Here is a 26,465-nt window from a genome sequence, read left to right as displayed (position 1 = left end):
ATGGAGCGCATCTACATCGGCATGGGCAGCAACCTGGCCGAACCCGCCGAACAACTGCGCAGTGCCGTCCAGGCGCTGGCGCAATTGCCCGATACCCAACTGGCGGGAGTCTCGGCGTTTTATCAAAGCGACTCCCTGCTTCCCGGCCAGCCGCGCTACACCAATGCGGTGGCGGCGCTGGACAGCCACCTGGCACCGCTGGACCTGCTCGATGCGCTGCAAGCCATCGAAACCGGACAAGGTCGCGAACGCCTCGAACGCTGGGGGCCGCGCACCCTGGACCTGGACATCCTGCTGTTCGGCGATCGCCTGATCGACGAGCCCCGCCTCAAGGTCCCTCACTACCATATGCAAGCCCGGGCCTTCGTCCTGTACCCACTGGCCGAACTGGCCCCCGCCGACCTGCGCCTGGCCGATGGACGCTTGCTCAAGGACCTGCTTGCCGCGTGCCCATTCGTCGGTTTGGAACGCCTGCCCGCCCACTGACGAAGACATCCCCTGTGGGAGCGAGCTTGCTCGCGATAGCGTCGGCACATCCAGCATCCAGGGTGACTGACACACCGCCATCGCGAGCAAGCTCGCTCCCACAGGTTCCGGTACCGGACAGTCACATCCGGGGCGCCCCCCCAAGCTGAAACGCATCAGTCACCTCGGTAACACCCGGCGGTAACACATCCAATTGACTTCCCGATTGCTCCTCACGACTATAGGCGTCCCGCTGCCGCCAACGCGGCACTAAAGGGCGCAATCCAGGCCTTACAAGCACCACGCATAGAAGGTGCGCCTGTATAGATAACGAATCATGCGCGTTACTCGCAGTCATTCACGAGCGCCTAATGAGGACTTTTTCATGCCAGCTATTACCCTGACCACGCTGCAAGGTCTCAAGCAAAAAGGTGAAAAAATCGCCATGCTGACCTGCTATGACGCAACCTTCGCCCATGCCTGCAACGAGGCCGGTGTCGAAGTGCTGCTGGTGGGCGATTCCCTCGGCATGGTGCTGCAAGGTCACGACAGCACGCTGCCGGTGACCACCGCCGAGATGGCCTACCATGTGGCCGCCGTCAAGCGCGGTAACACCGATGCGCTGATCCTCGCCGACCTGCCGTTCATGGCCTACGCCACCCTCGAACAAACCATGACCAACAGCGCCATGCTGATGCAGGCCGGCGCCCACATGATCAAGGTCGAAGGCGCGTTGTGGCTGGCCGATTCGATTCGGCTGCTGGCCGAGCGGGGCATTCCGGTGTGCGCGCACCTGGGCCTGACCCCCCAAGCGGTGAATATCCTCGGCGGCTACAAGGTCCAGGGCCGCAATGAGAACCAGGCGCGGCAGATGCGCGCCGATGCGATTGCGCTGGAGCAGGCGGGCGCGGCGATGCTGCTGCTCGAATGCGTACCCAGCGAGCTGGCTGAAGAAATCACCCAGGCGGTGAAGATCCCAGTGATCGGGATCGGCGCCGGCAACGCCACCGATGGCCAGGTGCTGGTGCTGCACGACATGCTCGGGCTGTCGATCACCGGTCGCGTGCCCAAGTTCGTGAAGAACTTCATGGCCGGGCAAACCTCCATCCAGGGCGCCTTGAGTACCTACGTCACTGAAGTCAAGGCCGCGACGTTCCCGGGCGCCGAACACGGATTTTCCGCATGAACACCGTCAAAACCGTACGCGAACTGCGCGCCGCCGTGGCCCGTGCCCGCGGCGAAGGCAAACGCATCGCCTTCGTGCCGACCATGGGCAACCTGCACAGCGGCCATGTGGCGCTGGTCACCAAGGCCGCACAACGGGCCGACTTCGTGGTGGCGAGCATTTTCGTCAATCCACTGCAATTCGGCGCTGGCGAAGACCTGGACAAATACCCCCGCACCCTGGCGGCCGACCAGGAAAAACTGCTCCAGGCCGGCTGCCATCTGCTGTTCGCCCCCAGCGTCGAAGAAATGTACCCCGACGGCATGGCCGGACAGACCCGGGTCAGCGTCCCGCAATTGTCCGAAGGCTTGTGCGGCGCCAGTCGTCCAGGGCATTTCGAGGGCGTGGCGACGGTGGTCAGCAAGCTGTTCAACATGGTCCAGCCTGACATCGCGGTGTTTGGCCAGAAAGACTTCCAGCAACTGGCGGTGATCCGCGCCTTGGTTCATGACTTGAACATGCCGATCCAGATCATCGGCGAGCCGACCGTGCGTGCCGAGGATGGCTTGGCGCTGTCGTCACGCAATGGCTTTCTCAGCCCGGATCAACGTGCCGTCGCGCCCGTGGTCTATCGCGTCCTGAGCCAGATCGCCGAGGCAATCAAGCAGGGCCGGCGGGATTTCCCGACGTTGATCGGCGAACAGCTCAAGCAACTGGAAGCTGCCGGCCTGCGTCCCGATTACCTGGAAATCCGTCACGCCAAGACCTTGCGCCCGGCGTTGAGCGAGGACCGCGACCTGGTGATTCTGGTGGCCGCCTTCCTCGGCACCACGCGCCTGATCGACAACCTGCACCTGGACCTCGACACCCCCGCCTGAAACATCACAAAAACCCTGTGGGAGCGAGCTTGCTCGCGATAGCGATGCATCAGTCGACATCGATATCGGCTGACCTGACGCCATCGCGAGCAAGCTCGCTCCCACAGTGAGTCATCTGCGTTCCGTCTGTCGGACCGTTCCCGCCCCCGTTGTATAAAAAAGTACCGGGCACCGGTCAGACAAAGTCAAGACAGATTGCAATGCGAGGTTTACTGTAGTCGCCCTGCGTCTGGCGATCATGTCGATGCAGTGTCCGGATGCCCACCTCGAGCCGCGCCGGAATTTTTAGTGTACAAAAGGTCGTTCAAGTAAAAAGGAAACCCGCAGCGATGGCGTATTACCGAACCCCTCATGACGTGACCGCTCTGCCAGCCTGGCAAGCGCTGAATGACCACCGCAAAGCCATGCAGGATTTCAGCATGCGCGAAGCGTTCAATGCCGATCCGCAGCGTTTCACTCAATTCACCCTGTCGAGCTGCGGCCTGTTTCTCGACTACTCGAAAAACCTGATCAACGCCCAGACCCGCGACCTGCTGGTGGGTCTGGCCAACGAAGTCGACCTCAAGGGCGCGATCAAGTCGCTGTTCGAGGGCGAAATCGTCAACGCCTCGGAAAACCGCCCGGCCCTGCACACCGCCCTGCGTCGGCCCGTGGGCGACAAGTTGCTGGTCAACGGCGTCAACGTGATGCCGGACGTGCACAAGGTGTTGAACCAGATCACTGACCTGGTCGGCCGCATTCACGACGGCCTGTGGCGCGGCTACACCGAAAAGCCCATCACCGACGTGGTGAACATCGGCATCGGTGGTTCTTTCCTCGGCCCGGAACTGGTGTCCGAAGCGCTGTTGTCCTACGCGCAAAAAGGCGTTCGCTGCCACTACCTGGCGAACATCGACGGCAGCGAGTTCCATGAACTGACCATGAAGCTGCGCGCCGAGACCACGCTGTTCATCGTCTCGTCGAAATCCTTCAACACCCTCGAAACCCTGAAGAATGCCCAGGCCGCCCGCGCCTGGTACCTGGCCCAGGGTGGTTCCGAGGCGGAGCTGTATCGCCACTTCATCGCCGTGTCGAGCAATAACGCCGCCGCCGTGGCCTTCGGCATCCGTGAAGAGAACATCTTCCCGATGTGGGACTGGGTCGGCGGGCGTTACTCGCTGTGGTCGGCCATCGGCCTGCCGATCGCCCTGGCCATCGGCATGTCGAACTTCAAGGAATTGCTCTCCGGCGCCTATTCCATGGACCAGCATTTCCAGAGCGCCCCGTTCGAGCAGAACATGCCGGTGCTGCTGGCGCTGCTGGGGGTGTGGTACGGCAATTTCTGGGGTGCGCAGAGCCATGCGATCCTGCCGTACGACCACTACCTGCGCAACATCACCAAGCATTTGCAGCAATTGGACATGGAATCCAACGGCAAGAGCGTGCGCCAGGACGGTACCCCGGTGTCGACCGACACGGGCCCGGTGATCTGGGGCGGCGTCGGCTGCAACGGTCAGCACGCCTACCACCAGTTGCTGCACCAGGGCACCCAGTTGATCCCGGCCGACTTCATCGTGCCGATCGTCAGCTTCAACCCGGTTTCCGACCATCACCAGTGGCTGTACGCCAACTGCCTGTCCCAGAGCCAGGCGCTGATGCTGGGCAAGACCCGCGCCGAGGCCGAGGCCGAGCTGCGGGACAAGGGCGCCAGCGAAGAAGAGGTGCAGAAATTGGCGTCCCACAAGGTGATTCCGGGCAACCGTCCGAGCAACACCCTCGTGGTCGAACGCATCAGCCCACGGCGCCTCGGCGCACTGGTAGCGTTGTATGAACACAAAGTGTTCGTGCAGAGCGTGGTCTGGGGCATCAACGCCTTCGACCAATGGGGCGTGGAGTTGGGCAAGGAACTGGGCAAGGGCGTCTACAACCGCTTGGTGGGCAGCGAAGAAAACCCGGCCGAAGATGCCTCGACCCAGGGCTTGATCAACTACTTCCGCGGGCGTCACCGCGGCTGATCGTAGGTCGCACTCCAGGTACTGACCTTTGTGGGAGCGAGCTTGCTCGCGATGGCGGTGGATCAGTTGACACTCATGTTGACTGACACACCGCCATCGCGAGCAAGCTCGCTCCCACAGTTGTTTGTGCATGACTTGAACCCTCCCGCTACTCGGCGCATCTTTATGACTTGTCGCAAAACAAGAATAAGGAACCGTCATGTTCGATATCAGCCAGTACCCCCAAGCCGATGCCGTCCGCCGGGCTGCGCAACTGAGTCAGGACGAGTACAAGCGGCTCTACAAAGAATCCATCGAACACCCCAGTGCTTTCTGGGCCGAGCAGGCCACACGCTTTCTCGACTGGATGACGCCTTGGCAAACCGTCCAGCGCTATGACCTCAAGAACGGCGACGCGACCTGGTTCGCCGGCGGCAAGCTGAACGTCAGCGCCAATTGCATCGACCGTCACCTGGACACCCGTGGCGACCAGATCGCGATCATCTGGGAAGGCGACAACCCCGCCGAATCGGCGCAAATCACCTACAAGAAACTGCACAACCATGTGTGCCGCCTGGCCAACGTGCTGAAAAGCCGCAGCGTGAAGAAAGGCGATCGGGTCTGCATCTACATGCCGATGATTCCCGAGGCCGCCTACGCCATGCTCGCCTGCACCCGCATCGGCGCGGTGCATTCGGTGGTGTTCGGCGGTTTCTCGCCGGACTCCCTGCGCGACCGGATCCTTGATGCCGATTGCCGCACGGTGATCACGGCTGACGAAGGCGTGCGTGGCGGGCGCTTCATACCGCTCAAGCGCAACGTCGACAAGGCCCTGGAAAGCTGCCCGAACGTCAGCACCGTACTGGTGGTCGAGCGCACCCAGGGCGAGGTGGGCTGGGTCGAAGGTCGTGACCTCTGGTATCACCAGGCCATGCACGACATGAGCGACGACTGTCCACCCGAACCGATGGACGCCGAAGACCCGCTGTTCATCCTCTACACCTCCGGCAGTACCGGCAAACCCAAGGGCGTGCTGCACACCACGGGCGGTTACCTGCTGCAAGCGGCGATGACGTTCAAGTACGTGCTGGACTACCGCGACAACGAAGTGTTCTGGTGCACCGCCGACGTCGGTTGGGTCACCGGCCATAGCTACATCGTCTACGGCCCGCTGGCCAATGGCGCCACCACGCTGATCTTCGAGGGCGTGCCGAGCCACCCCAGCAGTTCGCGCTTCTGGCAGGTCATCGACAAGCATCGGGTCAATATCTTCTACACCGCACCGACCGCCCTGCGCGCGTTGATGCGCGAAGGGGCCGGGCCGTTGCAGGAAACGTCCCGCAAAAGCCTGCGATTGCTCGGCAGCGTCGGTGAGCCGATCAACCCGGAGGCGTGGGAATGGTATTTCAACACGGTAGGCGAACAGCGCTGCCCGATTGTCGATACCTGGTGGCAGACCGAAACCGGCGGCATCATGCTCAGCCCGTTGGTCAGTGCCCCACAGCTCAAACCGGGCTGCGCCACCCGGCCGATGTTCGGTGTGCAACCGGTCTTGCTGGATGAGGTGGGCAAGGAAATCAGCGGCGCCGGCAGCGGAGTACTGGCGATCAAATCCAGTTGGCCTGGGCAGATTCGCAGTGTCTATGGCGACCACCAACGCATGGTGGACACGTACTTCAAGCCCTACCCCGGCTATTACTTCACCGGCGATGGGGCGCGCCGCGACGAAGACGGCGATTACTGGATCACCGGGCGCATCGACGACGTGATCAACGTCTCCGGGCATCGCATTGGCACCGCCGAGGTGGAAAGCGCCCTGGTGCTGCACGACAGCATCGCCGAAGCGGCCGTCGTCGGCTATCCCCACGACCTCAAGGGCCAGGGCATCTATGCCTTTGTCACGCCGATGAACGGTGTGGAGGCCAATGACGAGCTGAAGAAGGAATTGCTGGCCCACGTCAGCAAGGAAATCGGCAGCTTCGCCAAGCCGGAACTGATCCAGTGGGCACCCGCGCTGCCCAAGACCCGTTCGGGCAAGATCATGCGACGCATCCTGCGCAAGATCGCCTGCAACGAACTCGACAGCCTCGGCGACACCTCGACCCTGGCCGATCCGAGCGTGGTGGAGGGGCTGATCGACAAGCGCCTGAACCGCTGATGTTTCCTGTGGGAGCGAGCTTGCTCGCTCCCACAGGGACCACGCCAGCCATAACTGCTAAACTCCCGCGCCTCATTTCTCTAAGGCGCGCCCGGCATGTCTTCCTTGAATCAGGCGCTGCGCGCCGCCCTCGACCAGCGTCAGGAGCTGCTCGGCCAACTGCACGCGCAAGGCACCGACTGCTATCGCCTGTTCCACGGCAGCCAGGAAGGCGCGCCCGGCCTGACCGTCGACCGCTACGGCCCGCAACTGTTGGTGCAGAGCTTCCATCAGTCGCTGGAACGGGACGACCTGCTGCAACTGCACGGCCTCGTCAACGAACGACTGGGCCTGGAAACCCTGCTGGTCTACAACGACCGCGCCCGGGGCAATTCGCGCGTCGACCGCCAGGACACGGTCTATCAGGCAGACGAAGCCGCCCTGCAAGACCTGGTCGGGCATGAATGGGGCTTGAATTATCGCGTTCGCGGCCGCCATGCCGGGCAGGATCCACTGCTGTTTCTTGACCTGCGCAACGCCCGGGGCTGGGTCAAGGCACACAGCCGCGACAAAAGCGTGTTGAACCTGTTCGCCTACACCTGCGGCGTCGGCCTGAGCGCAGCGGCCGGTGGCGCGCGGGAGGTGTGCAACCTGGACTTCGCCGAAGGCAACCTGGCGGTGGGTCGCGAAAACGGCCTGCTCAACCCCGATTTGCCACCGATGGCGTTCGTGCAGTCGGATTACTTCCCGGCGATTCGCCAACTGGCGGGCCTGCCCATCAGCCAGCGTCGCGGGCAAAAACTGCCCAGCTACGTGCGCCTGGAACAACGCCAGTACGACCTGGTGCTGCTCGATCCACCGGCCTGGGCCAAAAGTGCATTCGGCACCGTCGACCTGTTGCGCGACTACCAAAGCCTGCTGAAGCCGGCATTGCTCACCACCGCCGACAATGGCGTGCTGATCTGCTGCAATAACCTGGCAAAAGTGTCCATGGACGACTGGCGCGAACAGGTACTGCGCTGTGCGGAAAAAGCCGGTCGCCCGGTGCGCGAGTGGAGCGTGCTGACGCCCGGCAGCGATTTCCCTTCCCTGGACCGGCAGCCACCGCTCAAGACGTTGATCCTCCAGTTCTAGGCCCGCGTCGGAATTTTCACAGAGAAAACCAGACAATTCTCATAAATCACAGTGGCTTCGGAACCGTAAACGCATGCCATACTCCAAGGCACTCCGAATTCACACTAGATGAAGCCGCACATGCCCAAAGGATTGATTCGCGCTTTCGGCGCCCTGTTGACCGCACTGGCCCTCTACAGTCTGTTGGGTTTTCTGATTTTGCCAGGCATCGCCTTGCGTATCGCCAACCAGCAACTGGCCGCCCATGCGACAGTGCCGGCGCAGATCCAGCGTGTGGAACTCAATCCCTTCAGCCTTGAAGTCACCCTCTGGGGCCTGAATATCGGCGAGCCAGGCAAGGAACAGGTCGGCTTCGAACGGCTGTACGCCAATTTGCAACTCGACAGCTTGTGGTCCGGCGCCCTGCACCTGGTCGACATCGAGATGGACAAGCCCAAGACCGAAGTCGTGTTCGCCAAGGACGGTCAGTTGAACCTGCTGGGCCTGTTCAAGCTGCCGGCCAGCGAACCGACGCCCGCCGATCCCGAGGCCAAGCCATTTCCCCTGCGGGTCGATCGAATCAAGTTGGCCGGCGGCTACGTGCATTTCCAGGACTTGCGGCCCAGTGAGCCCATCGAGTTTCTCTACGACACCCTCGATTTCGAGCTGAAGAATCTCAGCACCCTGCCCGACGACAATGCCGACATGACCCTGGTGGCCGCCGGCCCCGAAGGCGGACAGATCGACTGGACCGGTAATTTCAGCCTCACACCGATTGCCTCCCAAGGCACGCTCAAAGTCACTGGCGGCCAGATGAAAGCCTGGTGGCCCTATGTGCGCGACGCCGTACCGCTGGTGCTGGAAAACGGTGTCCTGAACCTGAGCACCGACTACAAGCTCAACCTGGCCAAGGGCACCGAACTGCTGCTCAACAACGTCGCGGTCAGCGTCGCGCCCTTGGCGATCAAGGCCCCCGATGGCCGCCCACTGGTGAAACTCGAACGCCTGGACGTGAGCGAAACCACGGTGGACCTGGCCAAGCAGCAAGTGGTGGTCGGCAAGATCCGCAGCCAGAAGCTGGAAACCTGGGCCGCTCGCGAGGCGGACGGGCAACTGGACTGGCAGAAGCTCTTCGCCAGCCAGCCCGCAAAACCGCAAGTCAAGGCAGAACCGGCATCCGCTCCGGCGGCGGCCGACTCGCCAAAACCTGAACCGGCACCGCCCAGCAAACCGTGGCAAGTGCTGCTCAAGGACGTGCAACTGCGCGACTACCAGGTGCACTTGGCCGACCGCCAGGCGCAGCCCGCCGTGGCCCTGGAGGTCGGCCCGCTGAACCTCGACCTGCAGAACTACGACACCCTCAACGGCTCGCCCTTTACCCTCAAGCTGGATACCGGGCTGGGCAAACAGGGCAAGATCCTGGCCGATGGCGAGGTCAACCTGAACCCGATCAGCGCCAGGCTCAAGGTCAAGACCCAGGACATCGACCTGCGCGTCGCCCAGTCCTACATCAACCCGTTCATTCGCCTGGAACTGCGCTCCGGGATGCTCGGCAGTGACCTGACGGTCGACCTCAAGAGCACCGAGCCGCTGGCATTCGCCGTCACCGGCCGCGCCCAGGTCGAGCAGTTGCACACCCTCGACACCCTCAAGACCCGCGACTTCCTCAAGTGGCAGCGTCTGGTGGTCGAAGGCCTCGATTATCAGCACGGTGACAGCCTGTCCATCGACAAGGTCAACCTGTTCCAGCCTTACGCGCGCTTCATGATCAACGACGACCGCACCACCAACGTCGATGACCTGCTGATCCCGCAACCGGCCGACAGCGGCGCGAAGAGCACCGCGCCAAAACCGAAGTCCCAGGAAAAACCGCTGGGCATCCACATCGGCGGCATCGCCATCAACGACGGTTCGGCCAACTTCGCCGACTTCAGCCTGACGCCCAATTTCGCCACGGCCATCCAGCAACTCAATGGCCAGATCGGCACCATCGACAGCCGCCAGGCCCAACCGGCCAGCGTGGACGTCAAGGGCAAGGTCGACCGTTACGCGCCGGTCACCATCAAGGGGGCGGTAAACCCCTTCGATCCGATGGCCAGCCTCGACATCGCCACCAGTTTCAAACGGGTCGAGCTGACGACCCTGACGCCCTATTCCGGCAAGTTCGCCGGCTATCGCATCCGCAAGGGCCGGCTCAATCTCGACCTGCATTACCGAATCACCAAGGGCCAGCTCCAGGCGGAGAACAAGGTGGTGGTCGAACAACTGCAGTTGGGGGAAAAAGTCGACAGCCCGGACGCCGTGAGCCTGCCGTTGAAGCTGGCCATCGCCTTGCTCAAGGACTCCGAGGGCAAGATTTCCATCGAACTGCCGGTCAGCGGCAACCTCAACGATCCACAGTTCAGTGTCATGCCGATTGTCTGGCAGACCCTGCGCAACCTGGTGGTCCGCGCGGCCCAGGCACCCTTCAAGCTCATCGGCGGGCTGGTGGCCGGGGGCGGTTCGGAAGACTTGGGCAGCGTGGCATTTGCGCCGGGTTCCAGCGACCTGAGCAAGGATAACGAAAGCGTGCTGCTCAAACTGTCCGAAGCCCTGGGCAAACGACCGGAGCTGCGCCTGGAGATCGAAGGCACCGCCGCCGAAAGCAGCGACGGTCCATTGCTCGCCGCCCAGCGTCTGGAACGCGAATACCAGTACAACTACTACAAGATGCTGCAACGTCGGGGCGACAAAGTACCGGCCCAGGCCTCGCTGATACAGGTGCCCGAGGATGAAAAGCCCCCCCTGCTCGAAGGCATCTACCGCACGCGCCTCAAGACTCAGCCGCCTGCCGAATGGGCGCAACTGGATAAAAAGGCGCGCATCGAGAAACTGCGCGAAAGCGTGATCAAGTTCTGGAGCGGCAGCGACGTGCTATTGCGTCAACTGGGACAGGAGCGGGCCAGCAGCATCAAGGACTTCCTGGTGGACAAAGGCCAATTGGCCGACGACCGCGTGTATTTCATCGACGCCAGCCTCGGCCAGGCCGAAAGCGACGGCCGCGTAATCACTCCTCTGCACCTGGATGCTGAATGACATGAAGTGTGTGTACGGGCTCAGCCTGGGTCTATTGCTCGCCGCCGGCCAAGCGTCGGCGGCCGATACGCTGCGGTGCGGCAGCCAGTTGATCAGCGTCGGTGACCGCTCCAGCGAAGTGCTGCAAAAGTGCGGGCAGCCTGTGGCGCGGGATGACCTGGGCTATAAACGCAGTGTCAATCGCCGGGAAGAATACCCGGTGGAGGAATGGACCTACGGGCCCAACAGCGGCATGTATCAGTACCTGCGCTTCGAGGGGAATCGGCTGGTGCAGATCACCAGCAAGCGGGGGCAGTGAATGTGCCGCCGCCATCGCGAGCAAGCTCGCTCCCACATTGTTTTGGGTGATTTCAAAATCAATGTTTACCGCCGTCCTCCTGTGGGAGCGAGCTTGCTCGCGATGGCGGCAACTCGACCCTACAGACTAATCCGCAACCGCTGCCCCACAGTTTGATCCACCCCAGAATAGAACAGGCCCCCGGCACGAATGCCGGGGGCCTGTAATGGCCACGTCCCTGTGGCCTTTCGCATGAACTCCAAAAGCAACGGCAAGCGTATGACTCAGCCCGCTTGCCGCGCCCTCTCCCAGTCCAGGCGAGAAGTCTTGGCCTTACTCGGCTTTCAGGCCGTCAGCCGATACGGCCTTGACGCCTTTGATTTTCTTGGCGATTGCCACGGCGGTGGTTTTCTGAGCCTCGGTCACGGCAACAGTGGAAGACAGGGACACAACGCCTTTGTTGGTTTCGACTTTGATATCAGTGCCAGGGATGCCTTTTTCGGTGACCAGGTCAGCTTTGACTTTGGTGGTGATCCAGGTATCGGAAGTTTCTTCCTTAGCCTTGGTCACTTCGCCAGCAGCCAGCATCATTGGCGCCTGAGTTGCTTGAGTGGTCTCGGCGAATGCGCTAGCCATGGTCAGGGTCAGTGCGGTAGCAGCGGCGGCAGTGATAGCGAACTTCTTCATACGAGTAACTCCTGTTTTTCTCAGAAACTGCCGGAGGTGCATCCCGGCAGGGTTAACAGGAGTAGTGCGAAGGCTGTGCCAGTTTTGAAAAATATATAAAATTCTTATAAATCAACATGTTAAGCGAAGCGGCAATTTTTGGAATCATGCAAAATGCAAGACCTGCCGATTTTCAACATGCAACTTGCCGGTTCGATGTCCTTTTCTAAGTTTATGATTTCGAAGATTTTATAGGGCGGGACGTTGAATCCCGCCACATAACTAAACCTAAATCACGGAGCTGTTCCAGAGCCAGTACAACCCGCTGGCAGAAAATCTTGAGCAGCATTCGAAGCACATGTCCAGGACCCTGCCGACGAGCGAGAGAGCGTAATGGTCTTGCCCATTACCTGACTGGGTGCTTTCGTAAGGGTACAAACAATGGTTCCCCCAGCGGCGGCCGTGCCTGTGACGGAAAACGTGCAGTTACTGGACGTCGGGAAGTTCATATTGGTCGCCGACGGGTCGGTACCCTGATTGACCAGATCCTCGTACGGCACCTTCAATGCGCTGATTTCCCCCAACCCAGCCGTAGCCTTCGCTCGCGCCTGGTATTTGGAATATTGCGGCAACGCAAACGTCGCTAGAATGCCAATAATCGCCACGACGATCAGCAGCTCGATCAGCGTAAAGCCCTTTTGCTTATTCATAGACATCTCCCATGCATGAGTCGAAATCTCATGACCTGAAACAGCCATTGCAGGGCACATGCCAACCCTGAAGCACCATCAATAAAGGGGTTGAACCCGCACAACAGCGACGTCCTACCTCAACAACCGCACTATCTGACATTTTTTGTCACCCTGCCCCGCTGGTTTGGCGTCGATGCTTGACTAGGCTATAAGTCATGAACTGTCTGCCGCCGGAATCCCCATGAATGACATCGCCCTCAGCGGTCTGACCAAGCAATTGGTGCTGGCTGAACTGCTCACCGAGCAAAGTGCGCAACAGGCATATCAACAGGCCCAACGCAGTCGCACCCCGCTGGTCAGCTACCTGGTGCAGCACAAACTGGTCCAGAGCCGTCAGGTCGCGGAGATCGCCTCGGAGCATTTCGGCGTCGCCCTGCTGGACCTCAACAGCCTGGACAAGGAAACCCAGCCCACGGGCCTGGTCAGCGAAAAACTGGTGCGCCAGCATCACGTCCTGCCGTTGTGGCGGCGCGGCAACAAGTTGTTCGTGGGCATCTCCGACCCCACCAATCACCAGGCCATCAATGACATTCAATTCAGTACCGGCCTGACCACCGAAGCCATCCTGGTGGAGGACGACAAGCTCAGCGACGCCATCGAAAAGTTTTTCGAGTCCAGTAGCACGGGCCTGGAAGGCATGGGTGATGTCGACCTGGACGGTCTGGACATCGAATCGATCGACGATTCCAAGCAGGACGCCATCGGCGGCCAGGACACCGACGACGCGCCCGTGGTGCGTTTCGTCAACAAGATGCTGCTGGACGCGATCAAGGGCGGCTCTTCCGACCTGCACTTCGAGCCTTACGAAAAAATCTACCGGGTGCGGGTGCGCACCGACGGCATGCTGCGGGAAGTGGCCCGGCCGCCGATCCAACTGGCGACCCGTATCGCCGCCCGCCTGAAGGTCATGGCCAGTCTCGATATTTCCGAACGGCGCAAACCCCAGGACGGCCGGTTGAAAATGCGCCTGTCGAAAACCAAGTCCATCGACTTCCGGGTCAACACCCTGCCGACGCTCTGGGGCGAAAAAGTGGTGATCCGGATCCTCGACCCCTCCAGCGCGCAGATGGGCATCGATGCCCTGGGCTACGAGCCGGATCAGAAAGACCTGTACATGGCCGCCCTCAAGCAACCGCAAGGGCTGATCCTGGTCACCGGCCCGACCGGCTCGGGCAAGACCGTGTCGCTGTACACCGGGCTGAATATCCTCAATACCGTGGACATCAATATTTCCACCGCCGAAGACCCGGTGGAGATCAACATGGAAGGCATCAACCAGGTCAACGTGAACCCGCGCCAGGGGTTGGACTTCGCCCAGGCCCTGCGCTCGTTCCTGCGCCAGGACCCGGACGTGATCATGGTCGGCGAGATCCGCGACCTGGAGACCGCCGAAATCGCCATCAAGGCCGCCCAGACCGGGCACTTGGTGCTCTCCACACTGCACACCAACAGCGCCGCCGAAACCCTGATCCGCTTGCAGAACATGGGCATCCCGGGCTTCAACATCGCCACCGCCGTGCACCTGATCATCGCCCAGCGGTTGGCGCGCAAGCTCTGCCCCCACTGCAAGAAAGCCATCGAGATTCCCGAGGAAACCCTGCTCAAGGAAGGTTTCCCCCGGGAACGCATCGGCACATTCACGATCTATGAGCCGGTCGGTTGCCAACAGTGCAACCACGGTTACAAAGGGCGCGTGGGGGTTTACGAAGTGGTCAAGAACACGCCCGAGCTGCAACGGTTGATCATGGCCGAGGGCAACTCGCTGGAAATCGATCTGCAAATGCGCAAGGACGGCTTCAATGACCTGCGCACATCGGGGCTGCTCAAAGTGATGCAAGGCGTCACCAGCCTCGAGGAAATCAACCGGGTCACCAAGGATTGAGCATGGCGGTCAAGGCAGTAAAAACCGACGTCTATACGTGGGAAGGCAAAGACCGCAAAGGCGCGAAAATGACCGGCGAGCTGACGGGACAGAGCCCGGCCCTGGTCAAAGCACAACTGCGCAAACAAGGCATCAACCCGGAGAAGGTGCGCAAGAAATCCACCTCGATATTCAGCAAGGGCAAGCGCATCAAGCCGCTGGATATCGCCCTCTTCACCCGCCAGATGGCAACGATGCTCAAGGCTGGCGTGCCACTGTTGCAGGCGTTCGACATCATCGGCGAAGGCTTCGACAACGCCAACATGCGCAAGCTGGTGGACCAGGTGAAGCAGGAAGTCGCCGCTGGCAACAGCTTCGCCGCCTCGCTGCGCAAATGCCCGCAGTATTTCGACGATTTGTACTGCAACCTGGTGGATGCCGGTGAACAGGCCGGTGCCCTGGACACACTGCTGGACCGGGTCGCGACCTACAAGGAAAAGAGCGAAGCGCTCAAGACCAAGATCAAGAAAGCCATGACCTACCCGACGGCGGTGATACTCGTCGCGGCGGTGGTCACCGGCATCCTGCTGGTCAAGGTGGTACCGCAATTCGAATCGGTCTTCTCCGGGTTCGGAGCGCAGCTGCCGGCTTTCACGGTGATGGTCATCGGCCTGTCGGAATTCTTGCAGGAATGGTGGTGGGTGGTGCTTGGCGGATTTGTGGGGACGTTTTTTGGCGTGAAATACGCGCTCCGGCGTTCCGAGCGCTTTCGTGACTGGCGCGATAAATGGCTACTCAAGCTACCGCTGATAGGCGCCTTGATGTACAAGTCCGCCGTGGCCCGCTACGCCCGCACGCTCTCGACGACATTCGCCGCCGGCGTGCCGCTGGTCGAAGCCCTCGACTCGGTATCGGGCGCCACCGGCAACGTGGTGTTCAAACGCGCCGTGCAGCGCATCCGCCAGGACGTCTCCACCGGCATGCAGTTGAATTTTTCCATGCGCGCGTCAGGGATCTTTCCGAACCTGGCCATCCAGATGACCGCCATCGGCGAGGAATCCGGCGCGCTGGACGACATGCTCGACAAGGTGGCGAGTTTTTATGAGGCCGAAGTGGACAATCTGGTGGACAACCTCACCAGCCTGATGGAACCCTTCATCATGGTGATCCTGGGGGTCGTCGTGGGTGGCCTGGTGGTTGCCATGTACCTGCCCATCTTTCAACTCGGCTCTGCGATCTGACATGCCCCTGAGCGAATTTTTCGTGCTGTATCCCGTGGCTTTCGTGCTTGTTGCGGCATTACTCGGCCTGATCGTCGGCAGTTTCCTCAACGTGCTGGTGTGGCGCCTGCCGAAGATGCTCAACCGCGAATGGCGCCTGCAAGCCCACGACCTGCTGGGCCTGCCGGCCGAGACCCCGGGCCCGGTCTACAACCTCATGCTGCCCCATTCCCAATGCCCGCACTGCGGCCATCGCATCCGCGCCTGGGAGAACATTCCGCTGTTGAGCTACCTGATGCTGCATGGCCGCTGTTCGAGCTGCGCCGCGCCCATCGGCAAGCGTTACCCCCTGACCGAAATGGCCTGCGGCGCGTTGTCGGCGTTCGTCGCCTGGCATTTCGGCTTTGGCTGGCACGCCGCGATGGTGATGGTGTTGACCTGGGGCCTGCTGGCCATGAGCCTGATCGATGCCGAGCATCAACTGCTGCCCGATACCCTGGTGTTGCCGTTGTTGTGGCTGGGCTTGATCGTCAACAGCTTCGGGCTGTTCGTTTCCCTGGACCAGGCGATGTGGGGCGCGGTGGCCGGCTACCTGACGCTGTGGTCGGTGTTCTGGGTGTTCAAGCTGATCACCGGCAAGGAAGGCATGGGCTACGGGGATTTCAAGCTGCTGGCGATGCTGGGCGCCTGGGGCGGCTGGCAGGTGCTGCCGCTGACGCTGCTGTTGTCGTCGCTGGTGGGCGCCGTTATCGGAGTCATTGTGCTGCGCTTGCGTGACGCTCCCCGGTCGACGCAAATCCCCTTCGGACCTTATCTGGCCATTGCCGGCTGGATTGCCTTGCTCTGGGGTGGTCAAATAACCGACTTCTATTGGCAGTCTGTCGGTTTCTAATGAATACCCCTCTGGAAAAACCCTGGATTCTCGGCCTGACCGGTGGCATCGGCAGCGGCAAGAGCGCGGCGGCCCAGCATTTCATCGATCTGGGTGTGCACGTCATCGACGCCGATCATGCGGCACGCTGGGTGGTCGAACCCGGACGCCCGGCGCTGGCGAAAATCGCCGAGCACTTCGGCCCTGGCGTATTGCAGGCCGACGGTGCCCTGGACCGGGCGGCGCTGCGCAAGCTGATTTTCGAGCATGCCGATGAACGCCGCTGGCTCGAAGCGCTGCTGCATCCGCTGATCGCCGAGGAAATCGCCCATCACCTGGCTCAGGCACAATCGTCCTACGCGATCCTGGTGTCGCCGCTGCTGATCGAGTCAGGGCAGTACGCCATGACCCAGCGGATCCTGGTGATCGACGCGCCGGAACAACTGCAGATCGAACGTACGTTGCAACGCGACCAGACCAGCGAACAGCAGGTCCAGGCGATCCTCAAGGCCCAGTCCAGCCGCCAGGATCGCCTGAGCCATGCCGATGACGTGGTGGTCAATGATCGCGACCTCGCCTGGCTGCACAGCGAGGTCGAGCGCCTGCATCACTTTTACCTTACTTTGCGTGGAGGCCACTCATGAGCCAAACCCCAACCGTTGATTGCCCAACCTGTGGCGCCCCTGTGGAATGGAGCCCGCAGAGCACATTCCGGCCGTTCTGTTCCGATCGCTGCAAACTGATCGACCTCGGCGCCTGGGCGTCGGAAGAACACAAGATCCCGGTCAGCCCCGACGCCGAGGATGAGCTGTTCAGCGAAGATTTCGAGCCTCGGCATTAAGGCAGTGTCGCTCACTCAGGAAAGGTCTGAGTCATTGTGGCGAGGGGATTTATCCCCTCGCCACAGAGTCATCGTTTCCTTGGGTGTGCAGCATTCGCCATTAAGGCCGCATGAAACCGTAGTCCTGTTCGTCGTCGAGGTTTTCCGCCAGGAAACTCAACTCGTCGGCCAGGTCTTCAGCGCTGCGCACTGTCTTGCTCTGCTGCACGATCGCACTGAGCAAGGCACGCAGGCTCAAGCCCGGGTCGAAACCGATCTCCATTGCGGCATCGTGGCTACGCCTGATCTCTTGCCTGGCCCACTCATAAACACTCATGGTTGTACTCCTGGAAGTTTTCCAGAGCATGCAGGGCATGCGGTGGGTCAGCTTTGACGTGAATCAAGGCTTGTCATCGTCATTCCACGGTGCCGACAGGTAGCGCGTGCGGTTGAAGGTTTCCAGCCATTCGGGGCTGAACACCACCAACGCACTGATCACCATGCCGTTGATGAAGGCCTCTGGGAAAATGATCAACCAGAGGTAGCCGATGAAATCCTCCAGCCAGTAAGGCATGGCAAACAGGCCGTCGTACCAGAGCAAACCGAGCCCCAGCAGCAGGCAGGCAAGTGCCGAAAGCGCGGCGGCCAGGAACCCCGAACAAAAGATATACACAAACAGGTTACGCGGCTGGGCGCGCTCCACCAGGACTGCGCAACATTCGGTGATCAGCACCGGCAGCAGGATCAGCAGCGCCCCGTTGACCCCGACCGCCGCCATGTCCTGACGCCCCAGCAGCACCAGCGCCATCTGCGCGCACAGGCCACCCAGGAGCGCCAATGGCCAGTCCAGCAGCAGCGTCACGGCGGTCATGCCGATGAAATGATACGAGACCCCCGTATCGAAATCCCGTCGCACCAGCCACAGCATGAACAACGCCAGCACCGTGCCGAACAACAGATGCTGGCGACGGCTGTCGGTGAACAGCTCGACCCATGGTGCCCGCGCCACGGCCCAGGCCAGCACCGGCACATAAACCAGCCAACCGACCGCCAGGGTTTGCGGTGATAGCAGTTCAGCACCGATCATGGACTACTCCTTTCGCTTGCCCCTGCCTCGAACAGGGTTACTTCAAGCCAGCAGTCTACACCTCCCCCATAACACCCATTAATCCACGCAACGCTTTCAGCTTGTCGCAATTGAACGCTAAGCTTGGGCTCATGGATGATTCCGATTATTTACGCCTGCTGACCATCGCGGCCGAGCAAGCCAACGCCTTTCTCTCCAATGCCCGCAAATGGGAGCGTGAGCGTTGGGTCTGCCAGCGTCTGTTGCAAGGGCTGAACGTGCCTTATCGCGCCGACGAATTCGCCCCGGCCGGCGAGCCACCGGACGTATTGTTTCGCGATGCCAATTTCGAGGTATTTTTCGTGCTCGACGAGGGCCGCCGCCTCAATGACGAATGGCGCGATGAATTGCAACGTCGCCGCAGCGCCTTTTCCCTGAGCCAACTGGTGCGTCGCGAGGCCAAGCCCCGGCGAATTCCGGCCAATGAATTCCTGATGCGCCTGGCCCCTACCCTGCGCAAGAAAGCCCACAACTACACCGAGCGCGGCATGGACCTGGGCGACCTGGACATCATCGCCTTCGCCAGCCTCAAGCGCGAAGTGCTGGACCTCAACAGTCACTTTCCACCGCCGACCGAATACCTGCGTCAGGGCTGGCGCTCGCTGTCGCTGGTGGGGCCGACGTTTGCCCGGGTGCTGTTCGCCCATCCCGACGCGCCAGACTTTTTGCGAGGCAACCTGGGGCGCAGCATCGTGTTCGACGTCGGTATCAGCCTGTGAGCCCATTGCAGGAACTGATTGCCGCCGTGCCGCAGCAGGGCCGCGTACGCTGGATTGGCGTGCGCCCCCAGGGTCACGCGCCGATGATCGAACTGGACGCCGTGGAAGCCCGCCTGGAAGCCGGACTGACCGGCGATCATGCCCGCCCCGGAGTACGCAATGCGCGACAAGTGACGTTGATCCAATGGGAGCACCTGGCCGTGATCGGCTCGCTGATGGGCCGCCCCGAGGACCGGCCGGTGCTGCCACATGAGCTGCGACGCAATATTGTGGTCAGTGGCATCAATCTGTTCAGCCTCAAGGGCCGGCGCTTTCGCATCGGCCAAGCCATCTTTGAAACCACCGGCTGGTGCCAGCCCTGTGCCCGATTGGAGCGAAACCTCGGCGAAGGGACGTTCCAGGCCGTACGCGGCCATGGCGGAATCACCGCCCGGGTGTTAAAAAGTGGAATCATTCGCCTGGACGACAGCCTGAGCGTCGAACCTGTGCCGGCGAGCGGCTACGCAGCTTTCAATGCCGGCTAGCCGGACGCTGTAACGTCTTCACCTTTCGCAACGTCTACCTGACGAGGCCTTTATGACCAGCCGCCTGAACCCAGATGACCAGAAGCATGTCGAAGAGTACCTGCAACTGTCCCAGCACCGAGTCGAGCGCCGGCCTTTCCGGCCGTGGATGCTCCTGGTGGTGGTACTGGCCGTGACCATCGGCCTGGGCCTGTTGAGCCGACTGATCAGTTACCTGACGCTATGAGCCGCCTGGCGCTCGCTCGGGTAACGGCACCGAATTCCTTTAGCCTTGCGAGATATCCCCATGACTCATCGTATTGTCATCGTTGGCGGCGGCGCCGGCGGCCTGGAGTTGGCTACCCGTCTGGGTAAGACTCTGGGCAAGCGTGGCACGGCCAGCGTGATGCTGGTCGACGCGAACCTGACCCACATCTGGAAACCCCTGCTGCATGAAGTGGCTGCCGGCTCCCTGAACTCCTCCGAAGACGAACTCAACTACGTCGCCCAGGCAAAATGGAACCATTTCGAGTTCCAGCTTGGGCGCATGAGCGGCCTGGACCGGGAGCGCAAGAGAATCCAGCTGGCCGCCACCTATGACGAGGCGGGCGTCGAGCTGTTGCCGGCTCGGGAATTGGGTTACGACAGCCTGGTGATTGCCGTCGGCAGCACCACCAATGACTTCGGTACCGAAGGCGCGGCGCAGCACTGCCTGTTCCTCGACACGCGCAAGCAGGCCGAGCGCTTCCATCAGCAATTGCTCCACCACTATCTGCGTGCCCACGCCGGACAGACCGATGTTGTCGAGCGCATCAGCGTCGCCATCGTCGGCGCCGGTGCGACCGGTGTCGAACTGGCGGCCGAGCTGCATAATGCCGCTCACGAACTGCACGCCTATGGCCTGGACCGGATCAAACCGGAGAACATGCACATCACCCTGATCGAGGCCGGTCCACGGGTCTTGCCAGCGCTGCCGGAGCGTATCGGCGGACCGGTGCACAAGACCCTGGAGAAACTCGGGGTCAACGTCATGACCAATGCTTCCGTCAGCCAGGTGACCGCCGAAAGCCTGATTACCGCGGACGGCCAAGTGATCGACGCGAGCCTGAAAGTCTGGGCCGCCGGGATTCGCGCCCCGGACTTCCTCAAGGACATCGACGGACTGGAGACCAACCGGATCAACCAGCTGCACGTGCTGCCGACGCTACAGACCACCCGCGACGAGAACATCTTCGCCTTCGGCGATTGCGCCGCCTGCCCGCAACCCGGCAGCGATCGCAATGTTCCGCCCCGCGCCCAGGCCGCGCACCAGCAGGCCTCGCTGCTGGCCAAATCCCTGAAGCTGCGGATCGAAGGCAAGGCCCTGCCCGACTACAAATATACCGACTACGGCTCGCTGATTTCGCTGTCGCGGTTCTCGGCGGTGGGCAACCTGATGGGCAACCTGACCGGCAGCGTAATGCTCGAAGGCTGGCTGGCGCGGATGTTCTACGTCTCGCTGTACCGCATGCACCAGATGGCGCTGTACGGGATGTTCCGCACGGCCATGCTGATGCTGGGCAGCAAGATCGGGCGCGGGACCGAGCCCAGGCTCAAGTTGCACTGAGGATGAACCGCTGACGACTGCGGTGTATCAACAACATTGACACTGAATGATCTACCGCAATCGCGAGCAAGCTCGCTCCCACAGTTGATCGCGGTCATCCTGTGGGAGCGAGCTTGCTCGCGATGACGGCGGCGCAATCAATACTTAACCTCGGGCAGAATCTCTGTCCGAGCGATCCATCAATCAAACCTGAAACCGCTGCACCATCGTGCGCAGCGAATTGGCCAGTTGCGACAACTCATGGCTGGAGGCACTGGTCTGGCCCGCGCCGGAAGCCGAGCGCACCGACAAATCACGAATGTTCACCAGGTTGCGATCCACCTCGCGGGCCACTTGCGCCTGTTCTTCGGCGGCGCTGGCGATGACCAGGTTGCGTTCGTGGATTTCATTGACCGAGGCCGTGATGGTCTGCAGCGCGTCCCCTGCCCGCTCCGCCATGGCCAGGGTGCTGGCGGCGCGAGTCGAACTGGCCTGCATGGAATCGAGTGCCTGGGTGGCACCGCTGCGCATGCCCTGGACCATTTGCTCGATTTCCTGGGTCGATTGCTGCGTGCGATAAGCCAGCGCCCGGACTTCGTCCGCCACCACCGCAAACCCACGCCCGCTCTCACCCGCCCGGGCCGCTTCAATGGCGGCGTTGAGGGCCAGCAGGTTGGTCTGCTCGGCGATGGCGCGGATCACATCCAGCACCTTGCCGATATCCTGCGATTGGTTGGCCAACGATTGCACCAGCCCACCCGTCACCTGCACATCGCTGGCAAGAGCGCCGATGGCATCGACCGTGTCGCTGACCCGCTGCTGCCCCAGGGACGCCGATTCACTGGACTGACGCGTGGCATCGGAGGTGGAAACCGCATTGCGCGCGACCTCTTCCACGGCCGTGGTCATTTCAGTGACCGCGGTGGCCGCTTGTTCAATTTCGTTATTCTGTTGTTGCAGGCTGTGGGTGCTGTCGAGCGTGACGGTGTTCAACTCATCAGCGGCGGTGGCCAGCTGTGCAGCCGAGCCGCTGATGCCCTGCAGGGTTTCCCGCAGGTTCTGCTGCATGGTCGCCAGCGCCTTGAGCAAACGGCTCACTTCGTCGTTGCCATGGGTCTCGATCGGTCGGGTCAGGTCGCCTCGGGCCACGTTCTCAGCGGCATTCAGCGCCTCGCCCAAGGGCTTGACGATGCTGCGGGTGAGCAGCATGGCCAGCACGACCGTGGCCAGGGCCGCGAGCACCACGAACAGGCTGACGATCATCCGGGAATTGACGTAGTGCTCCTGGGACTTCTGGCTTTCGATGGACACCTGCTTGGAGAACAACTCCGCCAAGTCATTGAGCTGTTTACCGGAACCATCCACCACGGTCTTCATGTCCACCAGCAACAGCTTGATCAGCTCGTCCCGACGCCCCTGCTCCGCCAGGGTGAAGGATTGGGCGATGCCCGTGCGGTAAGCGGCAAAGGTCTGCTTGAACTGGTCGTAGAGGGCCTTGCCTTCAGGCGTGACGACGAGTTTTTCGTAGGCAGCGATTTTTTCCCCCAGTTCTTTGTCGCGGGTGTCCATTTGTCCGCGGTACACCGGGATATTCTTCGGGTCCTGGTCCAGGGCCATGCGCAGGGAAATCGTGCGGATACGCAGCATCCACTCGCGAATCTCGTCCCCTCCACGGATGCTGGGCAGCCATTGGGTTTCCACGGCGACTTCACTGTCACGGATGCTGGACATCTGCCCCAGCGCGAATACCCCGAGCAACGCCACCAGCACGGCAATCAAGGCAAAACCCAACGCGGCACGCGGGGCGATATTCAACTGACGAAGAACCATAAGGGGTGCCTTTTTTTATTGTTGGCCTGAGGTGGGGCCACGCCCCTGTCGCTAGGTTATCGGCAGGTCGTACGACGACTTAAGTCAGTCCACTTTATTGCAGGCAAAAAAAATCCCCGTATCTTTCGATACGAGGATTTTCAATATGGTCGGGGTAAGGGGATTCGAACTCCTGACATCCTGCTCCCAAAGCAGGCGCGCTACCGGACTGCGCTATACCCCGGTAAAAAAAAGGCGACCTTCGCAAGTCGCCTTCTCGATCAGCGCTTTTGGCCTCTGATCTTAAGATTCGATTCCAGCGAACTGGTTTCAAAAATGGTGGGTCGTGTGGGATTCGAACCTACGACCAATTGGTTAAAAGCCAACTGCTCTACCAACTGAGCTAACGACCCAAATATGGTCGGGGTAAGGGGATTCGAACTCCTGACATCCTGCTCCCAAAGCAGGCGCGCTACCGGACTGCGCTATACCCCGATTGAAATGGCTCCGTGACCAGGACTCGAACCTGGGACCCAATGATTAACAGTCATTTGCTCTACCGACTGAGCTATCACGGAACTGATATTTCAAGCTACAACATTGAAGCTAGCTTCAACCTCTTCTACCCTTGCGCATCGCTGCGTTCGTGTGTCTGAGGCGCGCTATTCTACAATCTTCAAAACCTCTGTCAACCCCTTAAATTGCTTTCAAGACAATGATTTGCAACTTATTTTGGATTACTTCCCAGTGAGAAGTCGTCCTTGGGGTGACGTACTGCGGGGCGCACTTTACAAGCCTTTTCCTTTGAGTTCAACGGCCTGATGAAAAAAATGGCCTTGCAAGGCAAGGCCATTTCCATCGTCGGCAGAGCCAGCCTTCAGTTGAAGACGATTTCGTCGTTCTCCACCGTACCGGTCACGGTTTCGCCCGGCATGAAGCGACCGGACAGAATCAACTGCGCCAGCGGGTTTTCGATCCAGCGCTGGATCGCTCGTTTGAGCGGCCGCGCGCCATAGACCGGGTCGTAACCCACCGCGATCAGCTTGTCCAAGGCCTCGTCGCTCAATTGCAGCTTGAGTTCGCGCTCGGTGAGACGGCTGCGCAGACGACCCAATTGGATCTCGGTAATGCCGGCAATCTGATCCCGGGCCAACGGCTCGAAGATCACCACCTCGTCGACCCGGTTGATGAATTCCGGGCGGAAGTGGGTAGAGATCGCGTCCATCACCGCCGCGCGCTGCGCCTCACGGTCGCCCACCAACTCCTGGATCTGTGTCGAACCCAGGTTGGAGGTCATCACGATCACCGTGTTGCGGAAGTCCACCGTACGTCCGTGGCTGTCGGTCAGGCGACCATCCTCCAGCACTTGCAGCAGGATATTGAACACATCCGGGTGCGCTTTCTCGACCTCATCGAGCAGGATCACCGAGTACGGCTTGCGACGCACAGCCTCGGTCAGGTAACCGCCCTCTTCATAGCCGACATAACCCGGTGGAGCACCGATCAGCCGTGCCACGGAATGCTTCTCCATGAACTCGGACATGTCGATGCGCACCATGGCCTCTTCGGTGTCGAAGAGGAACTCGGCCAGCGCCTTGCACAGCTCGGTTTTACCAACGCCGGTCGGGCCGAGGAACATGAACGAGCCACTTGGACGATTAGGGTCCGACAACCCGGCGCGGGACCGGCGCACAGCGTTGGAGACCGCCACTACCGCTTCTTCCTGGCCTATCACGCGCTGGTGCAGCAGGCTTTCCATCTTCAGCAGCTTGTCGCGCTCGCCCTCGAGCATTTTCGAGACCGGAATGCCGGTCCACTTGGACACCACTTCGGCGATTTCTTCCTCGGTGACCTTGCTGCGCAGCAACTGGTTTTCGCTCTTGCCGTGCTGGTCGACCATCTGCAGGCTGCGCTCCAGGTCCGGGATCACCCCGTACTGCAGCTCGGCCATGCGGTTGAGGTCGCCTTTGCGGCGAGCCGCTTCCAGTTCCTGGCGGGACTGTTCGATCTTTTGCTGGATCTGCGCCGAGCCCTGGACCTCGGCTTTCTCCGAGTTCCAGATCTCCTCGAGGTCGGAATACTCGCGTTCGTGACGAACGATTTCTTCCTGCAACCTTTCCAGACGTTTCTTCGCCGCTTCGTCGCTTTCTTTCTTCAAGGCCTGGGACTCGACCTTGAGCTGGATCAGGCGCCGCTCCAGGCGATCCAGCACTTCGGGCTTGGAGTCGATTTCCATGCGGATGCGGCTGGCCGCCTCGTCGATCAGGTCAATGGCCTTGTCCGGCAATTGACGATCGGTGATGTAGCGGTGGCTGAGCTTGGCCGCGGCGATGATCGCGCCGTCGGTGATCGCCACCTTGTGGTGAACTTCATAGCGTTCTTTAAGGCCGCGCAGGATGGCGATGGTGTCTTCTTCGCTCGGTTCCTCCACCAGCACTTTCTGGAAGCGCCGCTCCAGCGCCGCATCCTTCTCTATGTATTGGCGGTACTCGTTGAGCGTGGTCGCGCCGACGCAGTGCAACTCGCCCCGGGCCAACGCAGGCTTGAGCATGTTGCCGGCGTCCATCGAACCCTCGCCCTTGCCCGCACCGACCATGGTGTGCAGTTCGTCGATGAACAGGATGATCTGCCCTTCCTGCTTGGACAGTTCATTGAGCAACGCCTTGAGCCGTTCTTCGAACTCGCCACGGTACTTGGCACCGGCGATCAAGGCCCCCATGTCCAGGGACAACAGGCGCTTGCCCTTGAGGCCGTCCGGCACTTCGCCGTTGATGATGCGCTGGGCCAGGCCCTCGGCAATGGCGGTTTTACCCACGCCTGGCTCACCGATCAGCACCGGGTTGTTCTTGGTGCGGCGTTGCAGCACCTGGATCGTGCGGCGGATTTCATCGTCACGACCGATCACCGGGTCGAGCTTGCCTTCCTCGGCGCGCTTGGTCAGGTCGACGGTGTATTTGTCCAGCGCCTGGCGCGACTCCTCGTGGTTGGCGTCGTTGACCGCCTCGCCGCCACGCAGGTTGTTGATGGCATTTTCCAAGGCTTTCTTGCTCACCCCTTGGCCGAGCAGCAGCTTGCCGAGCTTGCTGTTCTCGTCCATGGCGGCGAGCAGCACCAATTCGCTGGAAATGAACTGGTCGCCCTTCTGCTGGGCCAGGCGGTCGGCCTGGTTGAGCAGCCGCGCCAGATCCTGGGACATGTTCACGTCACCGGTCGGATTCTGGATCTTGGGTAACTGGTCGAGCTCCTTGGCCAGTTCTTTGCGCAGGCTGTTGACGTCAAAGCCGACCTGCATCAACAGGGGCTTGATGGAGCCGCCCTGCTGTTCGAGCATGGCCTGCATCAAATGCGCCGGTTCGATACCGGGATGGTCCAGGCCGACGGCCAGGGACTGGGCATCGGACAGGGCCAATTGTAATTTGCTGGTTAAACGATCAATACGCATGGGTCACC

At 61.1% G+C, this 26,465-nt stretch carries 23 protein-coding genes, 4 tRNA genes and 1 pseudogene; 17 read left to right on the top strand and 11 right to left on the bottom strand.

Going from position 1 to position 26,465, the window contains the following annotated elements; translation table 11 throughout:
* From folK to BLQ55_RS23370, 8 genes are all read left to right on the top strand, one after another.
* Complete coding sequence (gene folK, locus BLQ55_RS23405) at nucleotides 1-486, top strand: 2-amino-4-hydroxy-6-hydroxymethyldihydropteridine diphosphokinase (RefSeq protein WP_092204264.1); 486 nt, start codon at nucleotides 1-3, stop codon at nucleotides 484-486.
* Between the two features lie 364 nt (nucleotides 487-850).
* The gene (gene panB, locus BLQ55_RS23400; RefSeq protein WP_092257380.1) at nucleotides 851-1,651 is read left to right on the top strand and encodes a 3-methyl-2-oxobutanoate hydroxymethyltransferase; all 801 of its coding nucleotides are present in this window, start codon (nucleotides 851-853) and stop codon (nucleotides 1,649-1,651) included.
* Nucleotides 1,648-2,508 (top strand): pantoate--beta-alanine ligase, encoded by an 861-nt coding sequence (panC, locus tag BLQ55_RS23395; protein ID WP_092204262.1) that lies wholly within the window; start codon nucleotides 1,648-1,650, stop codon nucleotides 2,506-2,508. Before panB ends, panC begins: the two co-directional genes overlap by 4 nt.
* A 329-nt stretch (nucleotides 2,509-2,837) precedes the next feature.
* Nucleotides 2,838-4,502 carry a glucose-6-phosphate isomerase gene (gene pgi, locus BLQ55_RS23390; protein ID WP_060740585.1) on the top strand — a complete coding sequence of 555 codons (1,665 nt, stop codon included), beginning with the start codon at nucleotides 2,838-2,840 and terminating at the stop codon, nucleotides 4,500-4,502.
* A gap of 199 nt (nucleotides 4,503-4,701) precedes the next feature.
* Entirely contained in the window at nucleotides 4,702-6,639 is a 1,938-nt protein-coding gene (gene acs, locus BLQ55_RS23385; RefSeq protein ID WP_092257377.1) for an acetate--CoA ligase, read from the top strand.
* Nucleotides 6,640-6,735: 96 nt separating this feature from the next.
* Nucleotides 6,736-7,752 (top strand): class I SAM-dependent rRNA methyltransferase, encoded by a 1,017-nt coding sequence (locus BLQ55_RS23380; protein ID WP_092257374.1) that lies wholly within the window; start codon nucleotides 6,736-6,738, stop codon nucleotides 7,750-7,752.
* Nucleotides 7,753-7,872: 120 nt separating this feature from the next.
* Complete coding sequence (locus BLQ55_RS23375) at nucleotides 7,873-10,806, top strand: DUF748 domain-containing protein (protein WP_176814242.1); 2,934 nt, start codon at nucleotides 7,873-7,875, stop codon at nucleotides 10,804-10,806.
* Between the two features lies 1 nt (nucleotide 10,807).
* The gene (locus BLQ55_RS23370) at nucleotides 10,808-11,104 is read left to right on the top strand and encodes a DUF2845 domain-containing protein (RefSeq protein WP_092204257.1); all 297 of its coding nucleotides are present in this window, start codon (nucleotides 10,808-10,810) and stop codon (nucleotides 11,102-11,104) included.
* A 312-nt stretch (nucleotides 11,105-11,416) separates the two neighbouring features.
* On the opposite strand, the gene BLQ55_RS23365 is transcribed toward BLQ55_RS23370, so the two are convergent.
* Entirely contained in the window at nucleotides 11,417-11,770 is a 354-nt protein-coding gene (locus BLQ55_RS23365) for a BON domain-containing protein (protein WP_092204256.1), read from the bottom strand.
* Between the two features lie 272 nt (nucleotides 11,771-12,042).
* Nucleotides 12,043-12,459, bottom strand: coding sequence for a pilin (locus tag BLQ55_RS23360; protein ID WP_092257409.1), 417 nt, complete (start codon nucleotides 12,457-12,459; stop codon nucleotides 12,043-12,045).
* 223 nt (nucleotides 12,460-12,682) lie between these two features.
* On the opposite strand from BLQ55_RS23360, the gene pilB reads away from it, so the two are divergent.
* Genes pilB through yacG form a run of 5 tightly spaced genes read left to right on the top strand, consistent with a single transcriptional unit; the run spans nucleotide 12,683 to nucleotide 17,294 of the window.
* A complete protein-coding gene (pilB, locus tag BLQ55_RS23355) occupies nucleotides 12,683-14,383 on the top strand; it encodes a type IV-A pilus assembly ATPase PilB (RefSeq protein ID WP_092257368.1) in 1,701 nt (566 codons plus the stop codon).
* A gap of 2 nt (nucleotides 14,384-14,385) precedes the next feature.
* Nucleotides 14,386-15,603: a type II secretion system F family protein gene (locus tag BLQ55_RS23350; protein ID WP_092204253.1), complete on the top strand. Its 1,218-nt coding sequence runs from the start codon at nucleotides 14,386-14,388 to the stop codon at nucleotides 15,601-15,603.
* Between the two features lies 1 nt (nucleotide 15,604).
* Nucleotides 15,605-16,474 (top strand): prepilin peptidase, encoded by an 870-nt coding sequence (locus tag BLQ55_RS23345; protein WP_092257365.1) that lies wholly within the window; start codon nucleotides 15,605-15,607, stop codon nucleotides 16,472-16,474.
* Nucleotides 16,474-17,097, top strand: coding sequence for a dephospho-CoA kinase (coaE, locus tag BLQ55_RS23340; protein WP_072411773.1), 624 nt, complete (start codon nucleotides 16,474-16,476; stop codon nucleotides 17,095-17,097). Before BLQ55_RS23345 ends, coaE begins: the two co-directional genes overlap by 1 nt.
* Nucleotides 17,094-17,294: a DNA gyrase inhibitor YacG gene (gene yacG, locus BLQ55_RS23335; RefSeq protein WP_046065035.1), complete on the top strand. Its 201-nt coding sequence runs from the start codon at nucleotides 17,094-17,096 to the stop codon at nucleotides 17,292-17,294. Before coaE ends, yacG begins: the two co-directional genes overlap by 4 nt.
* Before the next feature lie 100 nt (nucleotides 17,295-17,394).
* Here the strand turns inward: yacG and BLQ55_RS23330 are convergent, their stop codons facing one another.
* Together BLQ55_RS23330 and BLQ55_RS23325 are read right to left on the bottom strand one after the other, a co-directional pair.
* The gene (locus BLQ55_RS23330; RefSeq protein WP_053125334.1) at nucleotides 17,395-17,610 is read right to left on the bottom strand and encodes a hypothetical protein; all 216 of its coding nucleotides are present in this window, start codon (nucleotides 17,608-17,610) and stop codon (nucleotides 17,395-17,397) included.
* A gap of 63 nt (nucleotides 17,611-17,673) precedes the next feature.
* Nucleotides 17,674-18,360, bottom strand: a complete 687-nt coding sequence (locus tag BLQ55_RS23325) for an energy-coupling factor ABC transporter permease (protein WP_092257362.1) — start codon at nucleotides 18,358-18,360, stop codon at nucleotides 17,674-17,676.
* 131 nt (nucleotides 18,361-18,491) lie between these two features.
* Here BLQ55_RS23325 and BLQ55_RS23320 point away from each other — a divergent pair, with 131 nt between their 5' ends.
* The 4 genes from BLQ55_RS23320 to BLQ55_RS23305 are packed head-to-tail and all read left to right on the top strand — an operon-like array spanning nucleotide 18,492 to nucleotide 21,227.
* A complete protein-coding gene (locus BLQ55_RS23320) occupies nucleotides 18,492-19,118 on the top strand; it encodes a DUF1780 domain-containing protein (RefSeq protein ID WP_025215531.1) in 627 nt (208 codons plus the stop codon).
* Entirely contained in the window at nucleotides 19,115-19,642 is a 528-nt protein-coding gene (locus BLQ55_RS23315; protein ID WP_092204249.1) for an MOSC domain-containing protein, read from the top strand. The genes BLQ55_RS23320 and BLQ55_RS23315 overlap by 4 nt, the downstream gene beginning before the upstream one ends.
* A gap of 52 nt (nucleotides 19,643-19,694) precedes the next feature.
* Entirely contained in the window at nucleotides 19,695-19,868 is a 174-nt protein-coding gene (locus BLQ55_RS23310; RefSeq protein ID WP_003185543.1) for a DUF3094 domain-containing protein, read from the top strand.
* A 60-nt stretch (nucleotides 19,869-19,928) separates the two neighbouring features.
* Nucleotides 19,929-21,227: an NAD(P)/FAD-dependent oxidoreductase gene (locus tag BLQ55_RS23305; RefSeq protein ID WP_092204248.1), complete on the top strand. Its 1,299-nt coding sequence runs from the start codon at nucleotides 19,929-19,931 to the stop codon at nucleotides 21,225-21,227.
* A 183-nt stretch (nucleotides 21,228-21,410) separates the two neighbouring features.
* Here BLQ55_RS23305 and BLQ55_RS32975 read toward each other — a convergent pair whose 3' ends face one another.
* The 7 genes and pseudogenes from BLQ55_RS32975 to clpB all read right to left on the bottom strand — a co-directional run bounded on the left by BLQ55_RS32975 (nucleotide 21,411) and on the right by clpB (nucleotide 26,457).
* Nucleotides 21,411-22,274: a methyl-accepting chemotaxis protein gene (locus BLQ55_RS32975; protein ID WP_371128550.1), complete on the bottom strand. Its 864-nt coding sequence runs from the start codon at nucleotides 22,272-22,274 to the stop codon at nucleotides 21,411-21,413.
* Nucleotides 22,266-23,036, bottom strand: a pseudogene (locus BLQ55_RS32970) (MCP four helix bundle domain-containing protein); the annotation flags it as partial. The pseudogene BLQ55_RS32970 and the gene BLQ55_RS32975, both read right to left, overlap by 9 nt.
* Before the next feature lie 146 nt (nucleotides 23,037-23,182).
* Nucleotides 23,183-23,259: transfer RNA gene (locus BLQ55_RS23295), tRNA-Pro, on the bottom strand.
* Between the two features lie 93 nt (nucleotides 23,260-23,352).
* Nucleotides 23,353-23,428: transfer RNA gene (locus tag BLQ55_RS23290), tRNA-Lys, on the bottom strand.
* Between the two features lie 5 nt (nucleotides 23,429-23,433).
* Nucleotides 23,434-23,510: transfer RNA gene (locus tag BLQ55_RS23285), tRNA-Pro, on the bottom strand.
* Between the two features lie 7 nt (nucleotides 23,511-23,517).
* A tRNA-Asn gene (locus BLQ55_RS23280) sits at nucleotides 23,518-23,593 on the bottom strand.
* Between the two features lie 299 nt (nucleotides 23,594-23,892).
* Nucleotides 23,893-26,457, bottom strand: coding sequence for an ATP-dependent chaperone ClpB (clpB, locus tag BLQ55_RS23275; RefSeq protein WP_053125348.1), 2,565 nt, complete (start codon nucleotides 26,455-26,457; stop codon nucleotides 23,893-23,895).
* Between the last annotated feature and the right edge of the window lie 8 nt (nucleotides 26,458-26,465).

Origin of the sequence: Pseudomonas sp. NFACC13-1, from assembly GCF_900104425.1 — a bacterium.
GTDB lineage: Bacteria > Pseudomonadota > Gammaproteobacteria > Pseudomonadales > Pseudomonadaceae > Aquipseudomonas > Aquipseudomonas fluorescens_AA.
Note: the sequence above shows the minus strand (reverse complement) of the source record. Positions and strands in the feature narration are given on the sequence as shown.

Bases quoted from the DNA above. Each gene is read 5' to 3' on its own strand.
- folK (WP_092204264.1), top strand. From the start codon at position 1: ATGGAGCGCATCTACATCGGCATGGGCAGCAACCTGGCCGAACCCGCC.
- panB (WP_092257380.1), top strand. From the start codon at position 851: ATGCCAGCTATTACCCTGACCACGCTGCAAGGTCTCAAGCAAAAAGGT.
- panC (WP_092204262.1), top strand. From the start codon at position 1,648: ATGAACACCGTCAAAACCGTACGCGAACTGCGCGCCGCCGTGGCCCGT.
- pgi (WP_060740585.1), top strand. From the start codon at position 2,838: ATGGCGTATTACCGAACCCCTCATGACGTGACCGCTCTGCCAGCCTGG.
- acs (WP_092257377.1), top strand. From the start codon at position 4,702: ATGTTCGATATCAGCCAGTACCCCCAAGCCGATGCCGTCCGCCGGGCT.
- BLQ55_RS23380 (WP_092257374.1), top strand. From the start codon at position 6,736: ATGTCTTCCTTGAATCAGGCGCTGCGCGCCGCCCTCGACCAGCGTCAG.
- BLQ55_RS23375 (WP_176814242.1), top strand. From the start codon at position 7,873: ATGCCCAAAGGATTGATTCGCGCTTTCGGCGCCCTGTTGACCGCACTG.
- BLQ55_RS23370 (WP_092204257.1), top strand. From the start codon at position 10,808: ATGAAGTGTGTGTACGGGCTCAGCCTGGGTCTATTGCTCGCCGCCGGC.
- BLQ55_RS23365 (WP_092204256.1), bottom strand. From the start codon at position 11,770: ATGAAGAAGTTCGCTATCACTGCCGCCGCTGCTACCGCACTGACCCTG.
- BLQ55_RS23360 (WP_092257409.1), bottom strand. From the start codon at position 12,459: ATGAATAAGCAAAAGGGCTTTACGCTGATCGAGCTGCTGATCGTCGTG.
- pilB (WP_092257368.1), top strand. From the start codon at position 12,683: ATGAATGACATCGCCCTCAGCGGTCTGACCAAGCAATTGGTGCTGGCT.
- BLQ55_RS23350 (WP_092204253.1), top strand. From the start codon at position 14,386: ATGGCGGTCAAGGCAGTAAAAACCGACGTCTATACGTGGGAAGGCAAA.
- BLQ55_RS23345 (WP_092257365.1), top strand. From the start codon at position 15,605: ATGCCCCTGAGCGAATTTTTCGTGCTGTATCCCGTGGCTTTCGTGCTT.
- coaE (WP_072411773.1), top strand. From the start codon at position 16,474: ATGAATACCCCTCTGGAAAAACCCTGGATTCTCGGCCTGACCGGTGGC.
- yacG (WP_046065035.1), top strand. From the start codon at position 17,094: ATGAGCCAAACCCCAACCGTTGATTGCCCAACCTGTGGCGCCCCTGTG.
- BLQ55_RS23330 (WP_053125334.1), bottom strand. From the start codon at position 17,610: ATGAGTGTTTATGAGTGGGCCAGGCAAGAGATCAGGCGTAGCCACGAT.
- BLQ55_RS23325 (WP_092257362.1), bottom strand. From the start codon at position 18,360: ATGATCGGTGCTGAACTGCTATCACCGCAAACCCTGGCGGTCGGTTGG.
- BLQ55_RS23320 (WP_025215531.1), top strand. From the start codon at position 18,492: ATGGATGATTCCGATTATTTACGCCTGCTGACCATCGCGGCCGAGCAA.
- BLQ55_RS23310 (WP_003185543.1), top strand. From the start codon at position 19,695: ATGACCAGCCGCCTGAACCCAGATGACCAGAAGCATGTCGAAGAGTAC.
- BLQ55_RS23305 (WP_092204248.1), top strand. From the start codon at position 19,929: ATGACTCATCGTATTGTCATCGTTGGCGGCGGCGCCGGCGGCCTGGAG.
- BLQ55_RS32975 (WP_371128550.1), bottom strand. From the start codon at position 22,274: ATGCAGCAGAACCTGCGGGAAACCCTGCAGGGCATCAGCGGCTCGGCT.
- clpB (WP_053125348.1), bottom strand. From the start codon at position 26,457: ATGCGTATTGATCGTTTAACCAGCAAATTACAATTGGCCCTGTCCGAT.